Raw genomic sequence first — 22,754 nt, 5'->3', positions numbered from 1 at the left:
TTAGCCCTCCTGTCTGCTTGCCACTTGCCCTTGAAGGCGATTAATTGCTACTTGGGCCGCTTTTTGTTCTGCTTCTTTTTTGGACTTGCCATTTCCTTCACCTAGTTCGTCGTTTCCAAGTCGGACACTCGAGACAAAAGTGCGGTTGTGGGCTGGCCCTTTTTCTTCAACAATTTCATACTGTAACGATCCATTATTCATTTGCTGAACTATTTCTTGCAACTGACTCTTATAATCCATCACATGCGAAAAAGCACCGATCTCGATTTTAGGAAAGACCACTTGTTCTAAAAAGGCTACAACAGGTTGTAAACCTTGATCTAAATAAAGTGCGCCAATAAAAGATTCAAAGACATCTGCAAGAAGTGCAGGTCGTTCTCTTCCTCCTGTAACCTCTTCTCCCTTACCTAAAAGGACATATTTCCCAAAGTTTAGTTCATTAGCAAATAACACGAGTGAGGGTTCACATACGATTGCCGCACGTAACTTTGTCAATTCACCTTCGCTCATTAAACTAAACTTTTGAAATAAGTATTGAGAAACGGACAGTTCAAGAACTGCGTCACCTAAAAACTCTAGTCGCTCATTGTCCTTGTAAAATTTCCGACGATGCTCATTCACATAAGATGAATGGGTAAATGCTTGATAAAGAAGTTCCTGATTCACAAATTGAATATTTAATTCTTGCTGTAGCAGGATAAATATTTGTTTAACCGAATCTGAAAATGTACCGTTTTTTTGAGATGTTCCTTTTCGTTTACCGTTCATCTATATAATCTGCCCTCCATTAGTTTCTACGTTTTAGTTTACCTGTTTGTGGTACATTGTGCAAAAAGAAATAGAGACGCGATAGACGATTCAAGAAGAATGTCTAACGCGTCTCGAACAGGAATAATTACTTATCCTTGTTTGCTTTCAATATATGTTACTGCATCTCCTACAGTACCAATTTTTTCAGCATCCTCATCCGAAATCTCCATGTCAAACTCATCCTCAAATTCCATAACAAGTTCAACAACGTCAAGAGAATCAGCACCAAGATCATCACGGAAAGAAGCTTCCAATTTCACTTCACTTTCGTCTACGCCGAGGCGGTCGACGACTACTTTAGTTACACGTTCTACTACTGTTGTCAATTAAGTCACCTCCCCTCAATGATTATACAAAAAACTAAGCCTACTGGGTAGGGGTAATTACATGACCATGCCACCATCGACATGAAGTGTTTGTCCCGTAATGTAATTTGAATCATCCGAAGCTAAAAATATAACAGCTTTTGCAACATCTTCAGGGTTTCCAAGTTTCGCCAAAGGTATTTGTGTCAACATTTGTGCTTTCACTTCTTCAGGCAAGTCTGCAGTCATTTCAGTTGAAATGAAGCCAGGTGCAATCGCATTTACATTAATATTACGACTAGCCAATTCTTTTGCAGTAGTTTTCGTTAAGCCAATAACCCCAGCTTTCGCAGCCACATAGTTGGCTTGCCCTGCATTTCCAGAAACTCCTACAATAGATGCGATGTTCACGATACGGCCAGCACGTTGTTTCATCATTTGTCTTGTAACAGCTTTTGTACACAAGAAAACGCCTTTAAGGTTCGTATTGATGACATCGTCCCATTCGTTTTCTTTCATCCGCATGATTAAATTATCACGTGTAATCCCCGCATTGTTAACCAAAATATCAATGCTTCCGAAATGTTCCATGGTTGCTGAAATCAATGCGGTTACACTATCTGCATCACTTACACTTGCTTGAACTGCAAGTGCCTCACCACCGAAAGCTTCAATTTCTTTCACGACTTCTTCCGCTTTCGATTGGCTGCCACTATAATTCACAATCACACGGGCGCCTTCTTTTGCTAGATATTTTGCAATTTCCGCTCCGATTCCACGTGAAGCACCTGTAACGATTGCTGTTTTGCCGTTAAGTTTTCCCATTATGACCACTCCCTTGATGCTTCGATCACTTGTGCAATAGATGCTTGATCGTAAGCCGCATAAATACGTGCTGAACGATCAATTTTCTTCACCAATCCACTCAATACTTTACCAGGACCACATTCAATAAATGTATCCACCCCTAGTGCGAGTAATGCACGAATTGATTCTTCAAAGCGCACAGGTGAATACAATTGTTGAACTAGCAACTCTTTCATCTCTTCTGCGTTCGTAACTGGGCTAGCTGTCACGTTTGAGATAACTGGTACATCTGTGTTGTGCATAGCCAGTTTGTTTAGTGCTTTTTCAAGATGGGATGCTGCAGGACGCATTAATTCTGAATGGAAAGGACCACTAACCACTAAAGGAATTGCACGTTTGGCACCCGCTTCTTTTGCTTTCTCACTAGCTTTTTCAACGCCTGACTGCGTTCCGGAAATAACGATTTGTCCCGGACAATTCAAGTTTGCTAATTGAACGACATCGCCTTGTTCAGTAACTAGGTCTGTTACTGCCTTCAATGCTTCCGCATCTAATCCTAAAATTGCAGCCATCGCACCTAGACCCGCAGGAACGGCTTCATTCATGAATAAGCCGCGTTCATGCACAATTTGCACACCATCTTCAAATGCCAGTACACCCGAGGCAACTAAAGCGGAATATTCTCCTAAACTATGGCCAATGGTGTAATCAGGTTTAACATCGGCAGCTTGTAAAAGTTCTGAAACCATGGTGCTAGTCGTTAAAAGTGCTGGCTGGGCATTATATGTATATGTCAACTCTTCAGCTGGACCTTCTAACATAAGCGTTGATAACGCAAACCCTAGTTTCTCATCCGCTTTAACATAGAAAGCTTTATTGCCTTCATTTATTTGAACAAGTTCCGCTCCCATCCCGACTGCTTGCGAGCCTTGTCCTGGAAATATAAATGCAATTTTCGTCATTGTTTACCTCCTGCGATTGTTGTATGAATTGTACCGCTTACATCGTATTCCACCATTGTTCGCGCTTGTCGGATGGCATTCATCACTGCATTTGCGTTGGATGAACCATGTGCTTTAATTACAGGTGCTTTAAGACCGAATAAGCCAGCGCCACCGTACTCGGTATAATCCATTTTATTTTTTAATGAGCGTAAATTGTCTTTTACAAGATATGCAGATATTTTTGATTTAGTGGATGACATAAATGCTTCTTTTAACAGACTAAAGATACTTGATGCAGTTCCTTCAATTGTTTTAAGCACCATATTGCCAGTAAAGCCGTCGGTTACCACAACGTCTGCTACTCCCAATAACAAATCACGCGATTCCACATTTCCGATGAAATTAATTGGTGCATCTTTTAATAGTGCAAAGGCCGCTTTCGTTAAGTCATTGCCTTTCATTTCTTCTGTACCGATGTTTAGTAAACCTACACGTGGATTTTCAATACCTCGCACTTTGGCTGCGTATATACTACCCATAATGCCAAATTGCACTAAATGTTCAGGTTTGGCATCTGAGTTTGCACCCAAATCTAGCATGACAAAGCCTTGACCATCGATTGTAGGTAATGTCGGTGCTAGTGCAGGACGGTCAATTCCATCAATGCGACCAACAATGAAAAGCCCTGCCGCCATCAGCGCCCCAGTATTTCCCGCAGATACGCATGCATCTGCTTCTTTATTTTTTACTGCTTCAGCCATTCGCACCATTGAAGCGTCTTTCTTGCGGCGAATTGCTCGTACTGGTTCATCCTCAGATTCGATTTTTTCAGTTGTAGGGATGAAAGTTAAGCGATCATGTTTTTTTAGAAAGGGTTTTACTTTTTCCTCAATGCCATATAAAAGAATATGTATATCTTCAAATTGGTCCAGTGCTTGGAAAACACCTTCTACGATTTCTTTCGGTGCGTTGTCCCCACCCATTGCATCTACTGCGATTTTCATTTCGAATCACCTTTACTTGACTCATTTGTCCGATACATTTCAAACTGACCTTCAAAAACAACCTCGTTTTCAACAGTTGAGATGACTTCTACAAATGTGCGATTTTTTTCTGAATCTCTTCGTTTTACCATAGCTTTTGCTATTACACGGTCACCCAGTTTAACAGGTTTTACAAACGTTAAATTAGATTTTGCCGTCAACGCAAGTTCATCATTGATGACCGCTACTGCTAGAGAATTTGCTTGCGCAAATAAATGATGCCCCCGGGCAATCTGATTGCGTTTAAATATATGTGTTGATTTTACGTCCAATATAGAAATTGCTCGTTTATCAAGTTCAATGTCTACTATTTCTCCAATGACTTCATTTATTGGTAGCGAACGTACTTCATCTTCAAATGTCTTAGAAGCCACATGTTTAATCCGTTCTCGTAGTTCCGGTATCGAAAGTTCTAATCTGTCCAATCGAATCGTTTGCACACTAACAGCAAACTCATTCGCTAGATCTTCATCTGTAATAAAAGGATTATTTGTTATGGTCGTTATTAATAATTGTTGACGTTCTTTTTTTGTGCGTTTCATAAGTTCACCGTCCAATATTAGCACTTGGTACTAATATCAGTATATAAATACAACAAAAAGAATGCAAGGATTGTTTAAAGACCCTTGCATTCTTCTGAAGCTAGCAAACAATTAATCAATACGATCACCATCTAAAGCACCAGATTGTTCTAAGTATGTGCGTAAACATTTTGTCTCGTCACTTGTCCAAAATTCTCTGGAAGCAATATATTTTTCAGCGTCCTGTCTCGCTGTTTCTAAAGCTCTGTAGTCATGAACCAAGTCCGCCATTTTAAACTCTGGCACACCACTTTGTTTGCGTCCAAAAAAGTCCCCGGGACCTCTAAGTTCCAAATCTTTTTCAGCCAGTTTAAAGCCATCATTCGTTTCGACCATCGACATCATACGTTCTTTTCCTTCTTCCGACTTCGGATCGGCAAGCAAAATACAATAGGATTGGTCAGAGCCACGTCCAACGCGTCCCCGTAGTTGATGTAGTTGTGCTAAGCCAAACCTTTCGGCATCGTAAATGACCATAAACGTCGCATTTGGCACATTCACACCTACTTCAACTACAGTTGTGGAGACCAATACTTGAACGTGTCCTTCACTAAATGCACGCATTACCTCATCTTTTTCGGTTGAATGCAAACGGCCGTGCATCAGCCCGACTTTGAACTGTTGATGAAAAATCGTCGTTAATTGTTCATAGACATCGACAGCATTTTGAACGTCCAGTTTTTCTGATTCTTCAATGAGCGGGCAGATGACATAGGCTTGTTTGCCGGCTTGAAGTTCCATCACCATACGATTAATTGTTTGATTAAATAACTCTTTTTTGACCCAATGAGTTTCTATTTCTTTTCTTCCAGCAGGCATTTCGTCAATAATCGATACATCCATTTCACCAAATGCCGTAATCGCAAGCGTTCTAGGAATTGGCGTCGCAGTCATAAACAAGACATCCGGACTCATGCCTTTGTCTCGTAACACCCGTCGTTGTTCAACGCCAAAACGATGCTGTTCATCCGTAATGACAAGACCCAATTGTTTAAACTCAACATCCGGTTGTATGAGTGCATGCGTACCAATCAGCAAGTCCACTTCGCCATTTGCTAGTTGTTCCAGCAGAATTCGCCTTGCTTTCGTTTTAGTTGAACCCGTCAATAGGGCCATGCGAATACCGAGTGGGGCTAACCAATCATGCAGTGAGGCTGCGTGTTGTTCTGCCAAAATCTCTGTTGGAGCCATCAACGCCCCTTGGAAACCAGCAGTAATGACAGCATAAAGTCCAATAGCCGCTACGACTGTTTTACCTGATCCAACATCTCCTTGAAGCAAACGATTCATTCTGTGGGGTTCTCTTAAATCTTTACAAATTTCATTGACCACTCGTTTTTGAGCTGCTGTTAGCTCATAGGGTAGCGTGCCAATCATATCTTTTAGTTTGTTTATGTCGTAAGCGATCGAGATGCCTCGGTTTTGTTCTTTGCGAACTTTTTTAATCGCTTGCATCTTTAATTGAAATAACAGTAATTCTTCGTAAACAAAGCGTCTTCTTGCTTGTTTGACATGGTCAGCATCTTTCGGAAAATGAACCCCTTCAAGGGCTTCTTTTACGGGTAATAACCTATATATTTCTCTTATGTTTAGTGGTAAGAATTCTTCTAGATCGTCTCCAACTTCTTGCAGGGCTTGATGCATAAACTTACGAAACTTTTTTTGATTTAAATTCCCTTTTAAACTATACATCGGTTCAAAATCCACATTATCTGTTTTTGGACCTGGGGAATAGTGAGTTACACTGATTGCTTGTCTACCGCGATCCCATTTACCGGTAACCGTGATTGTCTGCCCACTCGTAATCTTGTTTTTTAAATAGGCTTGGTTAAAAAAGACTGCTTTTATTAAATGGGGACCTACGAGTAAATGAAATTGCATACGGGATTTATTTTTCCCTAAAAAAAGAACGGAAGGCTCACTTTCGACCCTTCCCTCCACTGTGATACGTTCATTATGCGGTGTTTCTACTATATTTTTTAATCGGAAATCTTCATGACGATAAGGAAATGTCATGACCAAATCATGTAATGTCGCAATACCCATTTCTGCCAGTGATTTTTCCGTTTCGCCACCAATGCCTTTTAAGTTGCTCACGGCCTGTAGAGTTTTGTTAGACACCTTTTACAAAGTCAGCACCAAAAATTCTCTCTGCTAGTGCTCTTCCTGTTGGCGTCGCCGCTAATCCACCCTGTGCGGTTTCTTTCAAAGCTGTTGGCATGGATTGGCCAATTTTGAACATCGCATCAATCACTTCGTCACATGGAATACGACTCGTTACACCTGCCAATGCCATATCTGCAGCTACTAATGCATTTGCAGCACCCATTGCATTTCGTTTCACGCAAGGTACTTCTACTAATCCAGCAACAGGGTCACAGACAAGTCCAAGCATATTCTTCATGGTGATGGCAAATGCCTCCGAACTTTGCTGAGGAGTACCTCCAGCCATTTCAACAATGGCAGCTGCAGCCATTGCAGCAGCAGAACCAACTTCAGCTTGGCATCCACCTGCAGCACCTGAAATCGACGCATTGTTTGCTACTACAAACCCAAATGCACCAGATGTAAATAAATAGCGAATCATTTGTTCACGTGTTGGATGAAGTTGATTTTGAACAGCAAATAATGTTCCTGGCACAACACCAGCAGAACCGGCAGTTGGCGTTGCACAGATTGTTCCCATCGCTGCGTTTACTTCATTCGTTGCAACCGCTTTACTGACTGCATCAATTAAAAGGTTCCCTGAAAGTGTGTTGCCTTTTTTCATGTAATCTTGAAGAAGTACAGCATCTCCACCTGTTAAACCAGATGTTGAATGAACACCTTTCAACCCCTTTTCTACAGCTTGTTCCATTACAGTTAAGTTTCTATCCATTTGATTCATTATATCTTCACGCGTTCTTCTAGTAACTAACATTTCTTGTTCAATCATCAACTCAGAAATCAATTTATTTTCAGTAGAAGCTAATTCTACTAGTTCTTTTACATTACGAAATAATACTTTCATATTAATACCTCCTCAATCTGCTATTTTGGTTACTTGTGTAATATATGGCAACATCGCGATTTCTTTTATAACTTGATCTTCAATCGGTTGATCAACCTCGATTACCATTAAAGCCATTTGGCCTTGTTCTTTTCGAGATACTTCCATATGCCCAATATTAATGTTTTGTTCCGCTAGACAGGTTGCGACTTTGGCTATGCTACCTGGCATATCATCGTGAACAACTAATATAGCAGAATGATTCCCTGATAATCGCAGAGGGAATCCATTTAATTCACTGATTTCAATTTTCCCGCCGCCGATAGAAACGCCAATAAGTTCCATTTCTCCTGCATCGTCACCAATTACGAGTCTAGCCGTGTTGGGATGTTCCGTGTGACCGTTTTCGGGAATAAATTCATATGTCATGCTCGCTTCCTTCGCGAGTTCAAAAGAAGTTTTGATTCGTTCATCAAATGTATCAAAACCAAGTAAACCACCAATAATCGCGATATCTGTACCATGACCTTTGTATGTTTCAGCAAATGATCCATACAAATAGACTTTCGCCCACTTTGGTTGTCTTCCAAATAATTCACGTGTGACAAGACCAATTCTTGCTGCACCTGCTGTATGTGATGATGAAGGTCCAATCATTACTGGACCAATAATATCAAAAACTGATTTGAACTTCATTTTGATAACCCCTTTGATTCAAATTTCTTTCTATATATTATAACACTCACTAGCTTTAAACAAAGACAATGATATATCCAACTGCTGTTATTTCACAAAACTACTTGGGAAAACAGGATGTTGGTCACGAAGGCTTTGCCACAAGATGTGGTGCTTTTAGACTTCGTTCCATTGAGTTCTTGCGGGGTCTCAACTGCCACGCTATCCCGCAGCCTAGTGATGCAACGCACTTTCATGTTTCGTAGCTAGTTTAGCGATACAGAAACAGAAGTGGATTTTGTTACTCCGCAGTTTTGCGCCATATCCATTAATAAGTAATAACCAAAATGAAATATAACATAGTTTACAAAAGTAATGGGTAACAATGAATTCGCTTTCATTACTCTTTCTAAAAAAAACAGTGAATCGTAACGATTCACTGTTTTTTTCTTATTCTACTGAGATGATGTATGGATACAACGGTTGTTTTCCATTATAGACTTCTACATCAGCATGGCTGTAGTTTTCTTCAACAAATGCAGCAAGTTCATTTGCATCTGATTCAGTTACATCTTGTCCGAATATTAGCGTAATAATTTCTGAATCTTCGTCAACTAATTCATTGATTAATGATTTTGCAACTTCGTCAAGTGAGGTTGTTGCCAGAATAATCTTACCTTCAGCTATTGCCATGAAGTCGTCTTTTTGAATTTCGACACCGTCAATTGATGTATCACGAACTGCATACGTTACTTGTCCTGTTTTCACATGGGCAAAAGCCTTTGTCATATTGACTTTGTTGTCTTCCACTGAAGCTTCAGGGTTAAATGCCAAAATCGCCGCCATACCTTGAGGTACAGTTTTCGTTGGTACCACAGCTGCTTCAATTCCCATTACTTCTGCGGCTTGTTCAGCTGCCATGATAATGTTTTTATTGTTTGGTAAAATAAGCACTTTTTCAGCTCCAACAGACTCAATCGCCTTAACGATATCTTCTGTCGATGGGTTCATGGTTTGCCCACCCTCTATTACCGCACTGGCTCCAACACTTTTAAGTAGTGCTGAAATTCCTTCGCCCATTGCAACTGTTACAACTGCATATGGGTGTTTTTTGGCAGGAGCAGGCGTTGGAGCAGCTTTTTTATAACCGTCTCCAACAATTTCAGCATGTTGCTGACGCATGTTTTCAATTTTTATTTTGATCAGATCCCCGAATTTTTGTCCATATCCTAAACATTCACCTGGTTGTTCTGAGTGAATATGTACCTTGGCAATTTCGTCATCTGAAATAACAAGTAATGAATCTCCAAATTGACTTAATCCTTCACGGAAGTCCGTTTCATTGAATGGATTCTCAGCTAATTTCTCCGGCAAAAACTTTACCATGAATTCTGTACAATAGCCAAATTCGATATCAGAAGTATCCATAAACCCTTGAACATTCGTATGGTGTTCAGCATTGACTAAATCATCCATTGAATAAGCAGCTGTCTTTTCGGGTAGTTTCTCACCTTTCATCGAAGCGATAAACCCTTCGTAAACGAACACAAGTCCTTGTCCGCCAGAATCTACCACTCCCACTTCTTTTAGGACCGGTAGTAAATCTGGTGTACGAGCCAGTGAGGCTTTTGCTTCTTTAAGCAATTCTTCCATGACGATAATGACATCATTTTGGTTTTCTGCGATTTCCACAGCTTTTTTGGCTGAGTCTTTCGCAACAGTAAGAATTGTGCCTTCGACCGGCTTCATCACCGCTTTATAAGCCATATCAACACCGTATTGTAATGCATGCGCGAACTCTTTCGCTGTCAATGTGGATTTAGTTTCAATGTCTTTCCCGAATCCACGGAAAAGTTGAGACAAAATAACGCCAGAGTTTCCACGTGCCCCCATTAATAATCCTTTTGAAAGTGCTTGTGCTGTTTTTCCAATATGAGCAACTGCGTTTGCTTCTGTTTCTTTTGCACCAGAAGACATCGACAAGTTCATGTTCGTCCCTGTGTCACCATCGGGAACAGGAAAGACATTTAGCGCATCCACATAATCTGCATTCTGAAAGAGATGATGGGCACCCATCTTCACCATTTCTGCAAATTGAATTCCGTCTAAAGACTTCATATCCTACTTCCTCCTCTTATGGGTTCGTAACACGAACTCCTTGAACATATATATTTACTGATTTAACTGCAAGTCCTAGTGTTTTATTTAGAGTGTATTTCACTTTTGATTGAACTTGATAAGCCACTTCCGAAACTTTTGTACCATAGCTAATAATTATGTACATATCTATGTGTAGATCCTCACCTTGTTGGCGTACGAGTACACCTCGAGCGAAATTTTCTTTACGTAAAATATCAGTTAGTCCATCTCGAATTTGATGTTTAGATGCCATTCCAACTATTCCATAACATTCAATCGCCGCTCCACCTGCAATTTGGGCAACGACATCATTTGAAATATCTATTTGACCAAATTCATTTTTCAATTCAATTGACATAGTGAATGCCTCCTTGTAAGTCCTTTTTGACTACCCTTTATTGTACTATACAATTAGCAGGATTAAAAGAATACGTTAACATTCATCATATTTGTCTGTAAAGGCTTTTATCTTGAAAGAGGATTGAATTGGTATTGCAATGAGACCTGCTATGTGTTAAATTATTAAAGTATGAAATATCGAACTGAAAAAATTCTTTCAGCTTCTTTTTGAGGAGGAAATAGTATGCCAAAAGTATGTGTAATTTCAGGGCGTAAAGCTCGTGCTGGTAACGCTCGTTCTCACGCAATGAACTCAACAAAACGTACTTGGGGAGCAAACCTACAAAAAGTTCGTATTCTTGTAAACGGTTCTCCAAAACGTGTTTGGGTTTCTGCGCGAGCATTGAAATCAGGAAAAGTTGAGCGCGTTTAATTCTCGTGCTCATAAGTAATGCCAGACTGACAATTGTCAGTCTGGCATTTTTTCGTTCCCGTTCCTTTTGTTCGATTTTCCTTCTTTAGAAACCAACCCAATACAAAATCTTGCAAACCCACTTACCATTTTTGGTAATCTAAACGTATATACTCTCATGCCTTCACCCTTTCTTATTGATCTGAGCTACGTACTAATAAACATATGCCAGACGAAAAGGAGATAGACCCTTGTTCACTTAATACTTCGTTACTTGTAAAGCGCGAGTTACCAATTTCGATTGTTTCATGGTCTACATTGTATTTCATACCCATTAAGGTTACTTGTTCAATCGTTCCTTGTAAGGCGAAGAATGACACGAAAGGAAAGTGTTCATGTTTGGGCAAAACGGTTATTCCCGGTGAAAGTAACAGCATTTCATTCCATTTATTCATGATCTTGAATTGAATGTCTGGATTGTCCTTTTGAAATCTATAAAGACTGTTAAGTACAGCCATATAATGATCTAATCGTCTGCCAGTAACACCAGTAAGAAGGATATGCTGTGGATGGTAATCAACTGCTTGACTGAGTGCTAAATCTGTATCAGTCTCGTCTTTTTCTGCAGGAGCAACATTCACAACTGGCACTTGCTTCAATAAAACCGAAAATTCTTCTGCAGACAACGAGTCAAAATCACCCACTGCAATATCTGGAATTATTCCAAGGTCTAGTAAATGCATAGAACCTTTATCAGCCCCAATAAAGACAACATCACCATTTGATTTGTAAGGCTCGAGGTTCGCAACTTCTGAAATTGGGCCACCACCACAAATGACAACTGTACTCATCCTCGTATCGCTCGTTCGCCCGCTTCTTTAATATCTTGCAGAGCTTTAGAACGATCATTTTGGTTAAAAATCGCTGATCCTGCCACGAAAATGGTTGCTCCCGCTTCTGCACAAGGTATAATGGTTTCTGCATTAATGCCACCATCGATTTCAATTTCAATATTCAAGCCTTTTGCTTTAATAATCGTTGAAAGCTGTTTCACTTTCGGAACAACAGAATGAATGAATTTTTGTCCACCGAACCCTGGATTAACCGTCATAAACAACACCATGTCAATGTCTTCTAGAACATGTTGGATGGATTCTATCGGTGTATGGGGATTTAATACAACTCCTGGTTTCACCCCAAATGAACGGATCAATTGAATGGTGCGATGAAGATGTGGACATGCTTCCACGTGAACCGTAATGTAGTCAGCTCCAGCATTTGCAAACGACTCTATATACTGATCTGGCTGTTCAATCATTAAATGGACATCTAGAGGGAGATTCGTTACAGGACGTAACGCTTCGACTACAATCGGTCCCATTGTGATATTTGGTACAAAATGTCCGTCCATCACATCAATATGAATTAATTCAGCACCAGCTTGTTCGACCTCTCGTACTTCTTCAGCCAGTTTAGAAAAATTGGCAGCTAAAATAGATGGAGCAATTTTAATCATGTCAGTACCTCGGCTTTCGGTCATTAATTTCTTCTAAAAACTTCACATAATGCTTGTAGCGATACCCCTTGATTTTACCTGATTCGACATCAGCGAGGACCGCACATTTCGGTTCGCTAATGTGTAAACATTCTCTAAACTTACAACGCTTTGAGGCTTCACGAAATTCAGGAAAACACTCTGATAGTTCTTCTTTTTCGATTTCATCAAAATCAAAAGAACTGAAACCCGGTGTATCGGCTAATAAACCGCCGCATACTTCAACAAGTTCAACATGTCGAGTGGTATGTTTTCCACGACCTAGTGCTTCTGATATTACCCCGGTTTTCAAGTTTAATGCAGGCAATACGGTATTGAGCATCGTCGATTTTCCTACGCCAGATTGACCGGCAAGAACGCTAATCTTATCTTCCAATAGTGGGGAAAGCTTACCGACTAAATCACCGTCATCTTTGTAAGTTTCAATCATTTGATAACCAATTTCTTGGTAATCATCTAAAAAGGGTTGGATCTTTGCTAACTGTGCTTCAGACAATAAATCTGTTTTGGTTAAACAAATGATTGGCTCTACTTGGAAAGACTCCAATACCACAAGAAAACGATCTAACAGCAATGGATTGAAATCTGGTTCAGTTAATGAGAACACCAGCAAAGCTTGATCAATGTTCGCAATTGGTGGGCGTATTAATGCATTTTTTCTTTCATGTACCACCGTAATCGTCCCATCTGATCCACCTTCCACTTCGTAGTCGACAAAGTCTCCTACAAGCGGGCTGATTCCTCGGTTTCTAAAAACACCGCGTCCTCTACATTGAATAAATTTCTCACCGTCTTGAACATAATAAAAGCCGCTAAGTGCTTTACGTATTTGCCCTTTTGGCATCGAATACCTCCCTAATTCAAATTCTCGTACTTAACTGTCTCGTCCACAATTACCTTGGAGTCTACTCTAATTTGAAACGCACCTATTTGACCTTCTTCAATTTCCAGCTTAATTTGTCGAGATGTTGATTCTGTCATGACAAACTCTTCAAAAGGCTCAGTGACTTTATGTGATCGGTCCTCAATATAAATCTGAACAAACTGTTCGATATTGGCGTCTTCTAATTCATAAGGAATCTCGACTGTCTTGAAATAGGTTTTAATCGGCTTATCAACTTGCCCTTTAGATAATACAACATCAATTGTGCTGCCTGGTGAAAGTTTCGTTCCAGCACCTGGAGATTGCGAAATGACGAATCCTTCTTGCACTGTATTGTCGAATTCTTCTCCGATGATCCGAATATTAAATCCAGATGTTTTCGCATAATCGTTTAGTGTTTTTTCATTGTACTCGGTCAAATCAATGACAGTATTCAGTTTTTGACCTTTACTTACGACAAATTGTAGATCTGTTTCATCAGGAATGATGTCAGTCCCACCACTTGGTGTTTGTGAAAGAATTGTTCCAACAGGTTCATCTGAAAACTTCTCAGTTGGCTTAACCGATTTAAAGTTTTGCGTTGCCAAGAAATCCATCACTTGATCAATGTTTCTGCCTTCGTAATTGTCTAACACCATACTCTCTTTCCCACTCGAGACAAAGAGCTTAATTTCAGTTCCTTCATCACGGACTTTTCCGGATTTCGGAATAGTGCGAATTACTCGACCCTCTAAAATTTCTTCAGAAGATTCTTCCGATTCTTCACCTATCATAAAGCCTGATTCCTCTATTTTGTCTTTTGCCTCATCAATCGGCAAATCGACTACGTCTGGAATCTCTATTTGTTTTGGTCCAAAAATGCCCGGAAAGGCGATAATTACAAATAAACTAATCAGCAATAGCACCGTTAGTATCCCAACTACCCAAGGCCATTTCTTCTTCTTCTTTTTTTCCTCTTGTAAATGAACCTGGGCAATGGATTCTTTTGGGAGTTTTTTGGTTTCAGCCAATTGCTCGTAGCTAATTCCCTCTTTAATGACTGGCATTGCTTTAGTTGCATCATCATCAAAAATCATAAACGCTTGTTCATTTGCACGTCCTGCCGACAGAACATTTTGCAGATCCTGTTGCATTTCCTCCACTGACTGATAGCGATTTCTTGGGTCCTTCGCAGTCGCTTTCATCACAACATTCTCCAGGCTCTGTGGAATACTAGGAATAATCGATCGAACGGAAGGTGTTTCCGTTTGTAAATGTTTCAGTGCAATCGAGACAGCCGATTCTCCAGAGAAAGGAAGTTTTCCAGTAAGCAATTCGAACAACACAATACCTAGTGCATATATGTCCGACATTTTAGTGGCAGTACCACCTCGGGCTTGTTCAGGGGATAAATAATGGACAGTTCCCAAAACTGAGTTTGTTTGTGTAAAAGACGTTGCGGATAGCGCCATAGCGATTCCAAAATCCGTAATTTTAACATGATGTTTACCTTCCATCAGTATGTTTTGCGGTTTAATATCACGGTGAATAATTTGATTTTGGTGTGCATGTGCGATTGCAGAAGTTAACTGCTTCATGATTTCAACTGTCTCTTCGGGAGACAACGGTGCATGATCATTAATCGTATGTTTCAGTGTTTTTCCTTCAACATATTCCATCACTAAATAGTGCAAATCCCCGTCTTCCCCTACATCGAATATATTTACGATGTTTGGGTGAGTCAAACTAGTTGCCGAAAGTGCTTCACGTTGGAATCTGCGATGTAGATCGTCTTCGTTAGAGAAATCGTAACGTAATACTTTTATTGCTACGTCTCGATCGAGAATCATGTCATGTGCGAGGTATACATTTGACATGCCCCCGCCGCCAATCATTTCAAGAACTTTGTATCGTCCACTAATTCTTTTACCTAAGAGCATGTCTACACCCCCTCTTTCATGTTGGCAATTAAGACAAGAGAGATGTTATCTTCTCCACCTTTTGCATTCGCAAGGCCAACTAACTGCGTGCCTTTTTCATCAACGGAGTCATTGGAGGACAAGATATTTGTCATGTCATCGATTGATAATTTATTACTTAGACCATCAGAACATAAGAGTAAATAAGAATATGTAGGTATAATTAATGAAATAAAGTCCGGTTCAATGTTTTTCTCAGTCCCTAATGCCTTTGTGATTAAATTCTTTCTTGGATGACGTTCTGCTTCTTCTGCACTTATTTCTCCGTGATCTACCAATACGTTTACATATGAGTGATCTTTTGTTAGTTGTTTCATTTTTCCTTCGTGCCACTCGTAAGCACGACTATCTCCAATGTGACAAAGTACTTTTTGTTGGCCAGTTAATACCACCGCTAAGAACGTCGTACCCATTCCTTGACAATCTTCATGTGTTAATGAATAAGTAAAAATTAATTTATTGATTTTTTTAACCGCTTCTAAAAACCATTGTTTGATCGATTCTACTGAATAGAATTGATCCGGGGTTGCACTTTCAAAATATTTCCCGATTTGAGTAATGGCCATGTCACTCGCAATATCGCCTGCATTGTGTCCGCCCATTCCATCTGCAATTACGCCTAAACGGACAAAATCAGATCGCACGAACATTGCCGCGCAATCTTCATTTACCGAACGTTTTAGACCAATATCACTTAGTACGGTGTACTTCATCAATTGTCACTCCGTTTCTTGTTGACATTTCTTCGTTTCAAATTCTCAGAAAACCACATCAACATCAATATCAGAGCCGTGTTCACGACGGTTTGTTACTACCTAAAGATTAATCAGGAGTCTATATTAAAGACTTTTCTTTCGAAACGCAGCAACAAAAAATCCATCGCTGTTGAAATCTTGTGGGAATATATTGACCATCCCATTTGTTGTTAAGTGATGGAATGCTTCAGGCAACACATCTAAATTTTCTAGCTGCATTTCAGGATGATTGGCAAGAAAAGCGTTAACCGTGCCGATATTTTCAACTTCGTCGATTGTACATGTACTGTATACAATCAAACCATTTGGTTTCAGCAGCTTGTATGCTTCGTCAAGTAGACGGTTTTGAATTTTATGCAAGGAAGCAAAATCTTCTTGTTTCTTTGTATACTTAATGTCTGGTTTTCTTCGAATAACTCCCAAACCACTACATGGTGCATCTACTAAAATTCGATCAAATGATTCCTCATCATATTCATTCGTCAGTTCTCTACTATCAAATGTACGAGTCTCGATATTACTAAACCCTAATCTCGTGGCTTGATCTGCTATAAGCTTCACTTTATGCGGGTGAAGATCTACTGATACTAGAGAACCTTCTCCATTCAATTTCTCCGCGATATGCATGGACTTCCCGCCAGGTGCTGCACACATGTCTAAAACTCGTTGACCAGGTTCAACTTGAAGTGCATACGTTGGAATCATGGAACTCTCATCTTGAATGGACACTGCACCATATTGATAGGCTTTCGTTTTGGCTACTTGGCCCTTTTCAATGCGCAGACACTCAGGAATGATTTCGCTCTGATGGGCTACAATTCCTTCATCCAACAACATATCAATGGCTTCTTGGACTTCAATACGCGTTGTGTTCACTCGCAAAGTATGTGCTGGTGGGATATTATTTTCAAAAGCCATCGTTGCTGTTTTTTCAAAGCCGAATTGTTTCACCCAACGCTCAATTAACCATTGTGGATGACTGGCTTCAATCGAAAGTCTCTCGATTGGATCAGTAATGTCTTCAGTAGAGCGAACACCTTCTCGTAAAATGGATCGTAATATGCCATTCACTAAGCCGGCTGTCCCTTTATGGCTTCGTTTTTTCGTTATTTCCACCGCTTCATTTACTGCAGCATGATTAGGAATACGATCTAGATAATGAATTTGGTAAAGAGAAAGTCGTAGTAATTGGCGAACCCAATCATCCAGTTTCCCTTTAATAAAAGGTTGTAAGTAATAATCGAGGGTCATTTTGTGTTGCAATGTCCCATACGTGATTTCCGTTAATAGCCCACGATCTTTTGGTTCAATATCATACTTTTCAATTGTTTGATGCAGTAACAAGTTACTATATGCTTGGCTCTTTTCAATTGCCATCAAAATGGATAATGCGGCATCCCGCACATTCCCATTCCACATTCTATATGATTTACTATTCATTGAAACTGATCCCCAATCTGTAATTTCGAACCAGTACCACGCAGAAATTCCTCGGCAGACATTTTTTTCTTTCCAGATGGCTGTAATTCTGTTATTTCAAAAGCTTGCTCATTGCCAGTTTGCACGACAATTCGATCAGACTTAAGTTCAACCACAGTCCCGATTGGTTGATTTGTACGTTGTTCACTTGGTTGACCCCACCAAACTTTAACAGCTTGCTGTTGGAGAGTGGTATACGCAACCGGCCATGGATTAAGACCGCGAACTTGATTGAAAATGTCTTGTGCAGACTGATTCCAATCAATTCGCTCCTGTTCTCTTGAAATATTGCGTGCGAATGTTACAAGTTTTTCATCTTGCACAATTCGTGCGTTACTTTGGTTGAGGATCGAAGGTAATGTTTCTTTTAATAAGTCACGTCCTACGATGCTTAATGACTCAAAAAGTTTACCCGTTGTGTCGTTCGCTTCAATTGAGATGGCTTTTTGTGAAATGATATCACCTGCATCTAATTTTTCAGCCATATACATGATCGTAACACCCGTCTCATTTTGACCGTCAATCACTGCCTGATGAATGGGTGCTCCACCTCGATATGCAGGAAGCAATGACGCATGGACATTTAAACAGCCAAATTTAGGTGCTTCCAATATTGCATTTGGAAGTATCTGTCCAAATGCAGCCGTAATTACGATGTCAGGATTTAAAGATAAAATTTCATCTAGTTGTTGTGAACCACGTAATTTTTCTGGTTGTAAAACCGGGTATCCAAGTCGCAACGCTTCTTTTTTTACTGGAGTTGGCGTTAACACTTTCTTGCGTCCTACGGGGCGGTCTGGTTGCGTAACAACAGCTAAAATGTCATATCCTTCTTCGTGAAGCATGGTAAGAATCGGCACGGAAAATTCAGGTGTTCCCATAAAAACTAAAGAGGTCATACTAATTCGTCCTCCTCTTGAGGTTCAAGTTCAGATGGATCAACTACACGAATTATTTTTGAATCAAATAGAATTCCATCCAAATGATCAATTTCATGTAAAATGGCTCTTGCCTCATAATCCTCTGCCTCAAGTTCGTACCATGTTCCATCACGTTCCTGTGCTTTTATTCTTACATAAAAAGGACGTTCAACTTCCCCATACAGGTCAGGGAAACTAAGACACCCTTCAACTTCAACTTCCAACCCTTCCGTTTCGAGCACTTCAGGGTTGACCATTTCAATAATTTCTTCACCTTCACCTAGGTCCACTATCGCCACTCGAAGGGATACACCCACTTGTGGTGCAGCGATTCCAATCCCATCCGCATCAATCATGGTATCGTACATATCTTCTAATAAAGTTGTCAGCTTTTGATCAAACTTATTTACTTTCTTCGTTTTCCTATTTAATACTTCGTTCGGGTTTTTTACGATGGTTCTAATTGTCATATGGATTACCTCATTTCATTTCAGCTCACATAATGGACGATGGATTTAAATCAATCGACATCAAAATCCCTTTTTTCATCCAATCTGTTCGGTACATCCGAGTTAATTGTTGTAAGATTTCCGGGAGCTCTGGTTCTTTTTTATATTTTATCAAACATTGATATCGATATCTATTTTGCAAGCGACTGATCGACGAAGCAGACGGACCAATTATTTCAGCCCCGCTCGATAAATTTCCACGCAGCCAGTTCGCAGCTTTATGTGCATATTCTGCTGTCATTAATACATCTTCATGTGTAAATTGAATTAACACTACATACGTAAAAGGTGGGTAGGCGAACTGTTTTCGATTCATCATTTCTTGATTGTAAAAAGGCACAAAATCATGATGTTGTGCAAATTGAATGGCATAATGTTCTGGCGTATAAGTTTGTACAATTACTTTACCTTCTTTATCGTGGCGACCAGCACGTCCACTTACTTGAGTCAGTAACTGAAACGTTTTCTCTGCCGCACGAAAGTCCGCTAAATGCAAGGTTGTATCCGCAGATAGGACACCAACTAATGTGATATTCGGGAAATCCAACCCTTTGGCAATCATTTGAGTCCCGAGCAAAATGTCAGCTTTTCCTTCACCAAACTGTTGCAATATTTGTTCATGTGCACCTTTTTTGCGTGTGGTGTCGACATCCATACGGAGGACGCGTGCAGTCGGAAACAACCGAGCAATCTCTTCCTCTACTTTTTGAGTCCCTGTACCAAAAAACCGAATATGCTCACTTTTACATTCTGGGCAAATAGTTGGCACTTGAGATTCTTCCCCACAGTAATGACACTTAATCCGTTCATTATGTCGATGATAAGTCATGGATATATCGCAGTTAGGACATTCCACAACGGTGCCGCAGTCTCTACATAAGACGAAAGAAGAGTGCCCACGTCGATTTAAAAACAATACCATTTGTTCCTGCCTGTCCAGACGAAGTTTAATGGCTTCAGCTAAATCGATAGAAAACATAGATCTGTTGCCATTTTTCAACTCCTCACGCATGTCAACGACTGACACTTCAGGAAGAGCTTGGTGTTTTGGCCGATTTTCAAGTGTTAGTAATGTATAGTTCCCTTTTTTCGCACGTGCATAAGATTCAAGTGATGGGGTGGCACTTCCTAAAATAACGGGACATTTATGGTACTCACTTCTCCAAATCGCGATATCCCTAGCATGGTAGCGAGGGGAATCATCTTGTTTATACGTTCCCTCATGTTCTTCGTCCAAAATAATTAAACCGATATTTTGAAAAGGCGCAAAAACTGCTGATCGAGCACCTACCACAACATTAACTTCACCACGCTTAATTTTACGCCATTCATCGTATTTTTCTCCAGTTGATAAGCCACTATGTAACACAGCGACAAGAGAGCCAAATCGTTCTTTAAAGCGGTTGGTCATTTGAGGGGTAAGTGATATTTCCGGAACTAGGACAATTGCTTCTTTTTGATCAAGAATGACACGTTCAATAGCTTGCAAATATATTTCAGTTTTTCCACTTCCTGTGATGCCATGAAGTAGAAAAGTTTTTGCTTCTTTTGCATTGTATGAACGAAGGATTTCATTCAATGCGATATCTTGTTCATTCGTTAATGCTAGTTTATTTGTTGTATTAATAGTTCTATCGGCATATGGATCGCGGTAAACTTCTTCCATTTCTATTGTTGCTGCACCTTTTTTTATCACCTCTTGCAAGATTGCATTTGAGATATTAAGTTGCTTCAACAAGTCAGTCGAAACGATTCGTTTCCCAGCGTGAGCGATCATCCAGTTGACCACATTTTTTTGTTTCTTCGCTTGATTTGAAACCTGTTCATAGATTGTTTGTAATTGATTTACATCAGATTCAATTTGAACGATTCTTACTTTTTTCATCGCCGTCTTCTGTTTTACTGCCGTTTCCAAAGTCAATACGTCTTCTTTTATTAATCTTTTTATGGTCGAAAGCAGTTCTTTGGATTCGCCCGCTTGCAACTCAACACTTTCCTTTTGTTGAAATAAGGCTTGTACAGCAGGAGGAAGAACAACACTTTTATCTACAATTCGGAGGATTTTTTCATATTTCGCTCGCAAAGCAGACGGCAACATCACTTGTAGAGCATCAATCTCGTAACATAACGTATGCCGTTTCATCCACTTCGTCAAAGCCAACAATTCTTGTGTTAATGCCGGTTGGATGTCTAAAAGTTCACCAATTGGTTTTTGTTTCTCTAGAGGAACTTCCGTCTCATTTTTTAAAGCAGTTACAAATCCGAGGACTTGTCGATTACCAAAAGGAACTTTTACTCGACATCCACTTTCAATTAACGGCTGAAATGGTGCTGGAACCGAATAATCAAATGGTCGATCAATTGGATATGCTGCAACATCGACAATGACCTCAGCGTACATGTTGCAAGCTCTTTTCATGTGACAGAATGGTTTCGAAGAGTTGAATCGCTAATTCTTTTTTTGACATGTTATCAAAGTGCTGTAAATAGTTCTCTTTGCCAAATAAAGTAACCGTATTAGTATCCGTTCCAAAACCGCTATCGGTTTTTGTTACATCATTTGCCACAATGTAATCTGCATTTTTCTTCGATAGTTTTCCTTTTGCATACGTCTCGACATCGTTGGTTTCTGCTGCGAAACCAATTAATAGCTGATGTGTTTTCTTTTGACCAAGCGTTAAAAGTATATCGGTAGTTCGCTCAAGTTCGAGTATAGAATCGCCAATTTGTTTTTTTATTTTCTGATCATGCATTATTTTTGGTCGATAGTCAGCAACAGCTGCCGTTTTTACCACTATATCTGCGCGATCATAATGTTGTAGTACTGTTTGCAACATTTCTTCTGCACTTTCAACTTCAATCACATTTACTCCCTGAGGTGCAGGAAGAGAAACTGGACCTGACACTAGAATGGTTTCTGCACCTAGTTTTTGTGCTGCTTCGGCAAGTGCATAGCCCATTTTCCCGGAAGAAAAATTGGTTAGAAATCGTACTGGATCGATTCGTTCACGAGTGGGTCCCGCTGTAATTACTACTTTTTTTCCTTTTAGCGGCAATTGTTTCGGAACGAAAAATGAAGTAACTAATTCAACTATCTTTTCGGGTTCTTCAAGTCTTCCTTTTCCAACATATCCACATGCTAAATAGCCTTCTGACGGTTCGATAAATTCATAACCATCTCCTGCGAGTGTCTCAATATTCCTTTTAACTGCAGGGTGATCATACATATGTACATTCATAGCTGGAGCAATCCACACTTTTGCAGTGGTTGCTAGAAGCGTGGTGGTGACCATATTATCTGCAATCCCATTGGCAAGTTTCCCAATAACATTGGCAGTAGCAGGTGCCACAATAACTAAATCGGCCCAATCAGCTAAATTGATATGTGCAATGACTTTTGAGTTTTTTTCATCAAAAGTATCGGTATATACATCGTTTCGCGACATCACTTGAAAGCTCAGCGGCTGTACAAACTTTGTAGCAGATTCTGTCATGATGACTTTGACTTCAGCTCCCGCTTGAGACAATTTACTAACGAGGGCTACTGCTTTATAAACAGCAATTCCACCTGATACGCATAGTAAGATTTTTTTGTTTGCTAGCATGAACATTCTTCCTTCCTCAAACAACAAACTCCCAAAGCAATTAACG

At 39.9% G+C, this 22,754-nt stretch carries 23 protein-coding genes; 1 reads left to right on the top strand and 22 read right to left on the bottom strand.

What is annotated here, in order from left to right:
• The 11 genes from rnc to GY23_RS01915 form a co-directional block, all read right to left on the bottom strand.
• Entirely contained in the window at nucleotides 1-768 is a 768-nt protein-coding gene (rnc, locus tag GY23_RS01965) for a ribonuclease III (protein ID WP_075617528.1), read from the bottom strand.
• 131 nt (nucleotides 769-899) lie between these two features.
• Complete coding sequence (locus GY23_RS01960) at nucleotides 900-1,136, bottom strand: acyl carrier protein (protein WP_075617527.1); 237 nt, start codon at nucleotides 1,134-1,136, stop codon at nucleotides 900-902.
• Between the two features lie 57 nt (nucleotides 1,137-1,193).
• Nucleotides 1,194-1,940, bottom strand: a complete 747-nt coding sequence (gene fabG / locus GY23_RS01955) for a 3-oxoacyl-[acyl-carrier-protein] reductase (RefSeq protein WP_075617526.1) — start codon at nucleotides 1,938-1,940, stop codon at nucleotides 1,194-1,196.
• Nucleotides 1,940-2,884 (bottom strand): ACP S-malonyltransferase, encoded by a 945-nt coding sequence (fabD, locus tag GY23_RS01950; protein WP_075617525.1) that lies wholly within the window; start codon nucleotides 2,882-2,884, stop codon nucleotides 1,940-1,942. The genes fabG and fabD overlap by 1 nt, the downstream gene beginning before the upstream one ends.
• Nucleotides 2,881-3,870 (bottom strand): phosphate acyltransferase PlsX, encoded by a 990-nt coding sequence (gene plsX, locus GY23_RS01945; RefSeq protein WP_075617524.1) that lies wholly within the window; start codon nucleotides 3,868-3,870, stop codon nucleotides 2,881-2,883. The genes fabD and plsX overlap by 4 nt, the downstream gene beginning before the upstream one ends.
• Nucleotides 3,867-4,451: a transcription factor FapR gene (fapR, locus tag GY23_RS01940; RefSeq protein ID WP_075617523.1), complete on the bottom strand. Its 585-nt coding sequence runs from the start codon at nucleotides 4,449-4,451 to the stop codon at nucleotides 3,867-3,869. Before fapR ends, plsX begins: the two co-directional genes overlap by 4 nt.
• A 111-nt stretch (nucleotides 4,452-4,562) precedes the next feature.
• A complete protein-coding gene (gene recG / locus GY23_RS01935) occupies nucleotides 4,563-6,611 on the bottom strand; it encodes an ATP-dependent DNA helicase RecG (RefSeq protein ID WP_075617522.1) in 2,049 nt (682 codons plus the stop codon).
• The gene (gene sdaAA / locus GY23_RS01930; RefSeq protein ID WP_075617521.1) at nucleotides 6,604-7,500 is read right to left on the bottom strand and encodes an L-serine ammonia-lyase, iron-sulfur-dependent, subunit alpha; all 897 of its coding nucleotides are present in this window, start codon (nucleotides 7,498-7,500) and stop codon (nucleotides 6,604-6,606) included. The genes recG and sdaAA overlap by 8 nt, the downstream gene beginning before the upstream one ends.
• Before the next feature lie 12 nt (nucleotides 7,501-7,512).
• A complete protein-coding gene (sdaAB, locus tag GY23_RS01925) occupies nucleotides 7,513-8,175 on the bottom strand; it encodes an L-serine ammonia-lyase, iron-sulfur-dependent subunit beta (protein ID WP_075617520.1) in 663 nt (220 codons plus the stop codon).
• Between the two features lie 429 nt (nucleotides 8,176-8,604).
• Nucleotides 8,605-10,272, bottom strand: a complete 1,668-nt coding sequence (locus GY23_RS01920; RefSeq protein WP_075617519.1) for a DAK2 domain-containing protein — start codon at nucleotides 10,270-10,272, stop codon at nucleotides 8,605-8,607.
• A 16-nt stretch (nucleotides 10,273-10,288) separates the two neighbouring features.
• Nucleotides 10,289-10,651: an Asp23/Gls24 family envelope stress response protein gene (locus GY23_RS01915; protein WP_075617518.1), complete on the bottom strand. Its 363-nt coding sequence runs from the start codon at nucleotides 10,649-10,651 to the stop codon at nucleotides 10,289-10,291.
• Between the two features lie 225 nt (nucleotides 10,652-10,876).
• Here GY23_RS01915 and rpmB point away from each other — a divergent pair, with 225 nt between their 5' ends.
• The gene (rpmB, locus tag GY23_RS01910) at nucleotides 10,877-11,065 is read left to right on the top strand and encodes a 50S ribosomal protein L28 (protein ID WP_075617517.1); all 189 of its coding nucleotides are present in this window, start codon (nucleotides 10,877-10,879) and stop codon (nucleotides 11,063-11,065) included.
• 36 nt (nucleotides 11,066-11,101) lie between these two features.
• On the opposite strand, the gene spoVM is transcribed toward rpmB, so the two are convergent.
• The 11 genes from spoVM to coaBC form a co-directional block, all read right to left on the bottom strand.
• The gene (spoVM, locus tag GY23_RS17760; protein ID WP_084543934.1) at nucleotides 11,102-11,224 is read right to left on the bottom strand and encodes a stage V sporulation protein SpoVM; all 123 of its coding nucleotides are present in this window, start codon (nucleotides 11,222-11,224) and stop codon (nucleotides 11,102-11,104) included.
• A gap of 14 nt (nucleotides 11,225-11,238) precedes the next feature.
• Nucleotides 11,239-11,895: a thiamine diphosphokinase gene (locus tag GY23_RS01905; protein WP_075617516.1), complete on the bottom strand. Its 657-nt coding sequence runs from the start codon at nucleotides 11,893-11,895 to the stop codon at nucleotides 11,239-11,241.
• Nucleotides 11,892-12,560 (bottom strand): ribulose-phosphate 3-epimerase, encoded by a 669-nt coding sequence (gene rpe / locus GY23_RS01900; protein ID WP_075617515.1) that lies wholly within the window; start codon nucleotides 12,558-12,560, stop codon nucleotides 11,892-11,894. Before rpe ends, GY23_RS01905 begins: the two co-directional genes overlap by 4 nt.
• A gap of 1 nt (nucleotide 12,561) precedes the next feature.
• Complete coding sequence (gene rsgA, locus GY23_RS01895; RefSeq protein ID WP_075617514.1) at nucleotides 12,562-13,443, bottom strand: ribosome small subunit-dependent GTPase A; 882 nt, start codon at nucleotides 13,441-13,443, stop codon at nucleotides 12,562-12,564.
• Nucleotides 13,444-13,454: 11 nt separating this feature from the next.
• Entirely contained in the window at nucleotides 13,455-15,401 is a 1,947-nt protein-coding gene (gene pknB, locus GY23_RS01890; RefSeq protein WP_075617513.1) for a Stk1 family PASTA domain-containing Ser/Thr kinase, read from the bottom strand.
• Nucleotides 15,402-15,403: 2 nt separating this feature from the next.
• Nucleotides 15,404-16,153, bottom strand: coding sequence for a Stp1/IreP family PP2C-type Ser/Thr phosphatase (locus GY23_RS01885; protein ID WP_075617512.1), 750 nt, complete (start codon nucleotides 16,151-16,153; stop codon nucleotides 15,404-15,406).
• Between the two features lie 126 nt (nucleotides 16,154-16,279).
• On the bottom strand, nucleotides 16,280-17,635 hold the full coding sequence (rsmB, locus tag GY23_RS01880; protein ID WP_075617511.1) for a 16S rRNA (cytosine(967)-C(5))-methyltransferase RsmB: 1,356 nt from the start codon (nucleotides 17,633-17,635) through the stop codon (nucleotides 16,280-16,282).
• Nucleotides 17,632-18,573: a methionyl-tRNA formyltransferase gene (gene fmt, locus GY23_RS01875; RefSeq protein ID WP_075617510.1), complete on the bottom strand. Its 942-nt coding sequence runs from the start codon at nucleotides 18,571-18,573 to the stop codon at nucleotides 17,632-17,634. Before fmt ends, rsmB begins: the two co-directional genes overlap by 4 nt.
• Entirely contained in the window at nucleotides 18,570-19,064 is a 495-nt protein-coding gene (gene def, locus GY23_RS01870; RefSeq protein ID WP_075617509.1) for a peptide deformylase, read from the bottom strand. Before def ends, fmt begins: the two co-directional genes overlap by 4 nt.
• A 25-nt stretch (nucleotides 19,065-19,089) precedes the next feature.
• Nucleotides 19,090-21,504 carry a primosomal protein N' gene (gene priA / locus GY23_RS01865; protein WP_075617508.1) on the bottom strand — a complete coding sequence of 805 codons (2,415 nt, stop codon included), beginning with the start codon at nucleotides 21,502-21,504 and terminating at the stop codon, nucleotides 19,090-19,092.
• A complete protein-coding gene (coaBC, locus tag GY23_RS01860) occupies nucleotides 21,494-22,708 on the bottom strand; it encodes a bifunctional phosphopantothenoylcysteine decarboxylase/phosphopantothenate--cysteine ligase CoaBC (RefSeq protein ID WP_075617507.1) in 1,215 nt (404 codons plus the stop codon). The genes priA and coaBC overlap by 11 nt, the downstream gene beginning before the upstream one ends.
• Nucleotides 22,709-22,754: the final 46 nt, after the last annotated feature.

This window comes from Paenisporosarcina indica (assembly GCF_001939075.1).
Taxonomy (GTDB): Bacteria; Bacillota; Bacilli; order Bacillales_A; family Planococcaceae; genus Paenisporosarcina; species Paenisporosarcina indica.
Note: the sequence above shows the minus strand (reverse complement) of the source record. Positions and strands in the feature narration are given on the sequence as shown.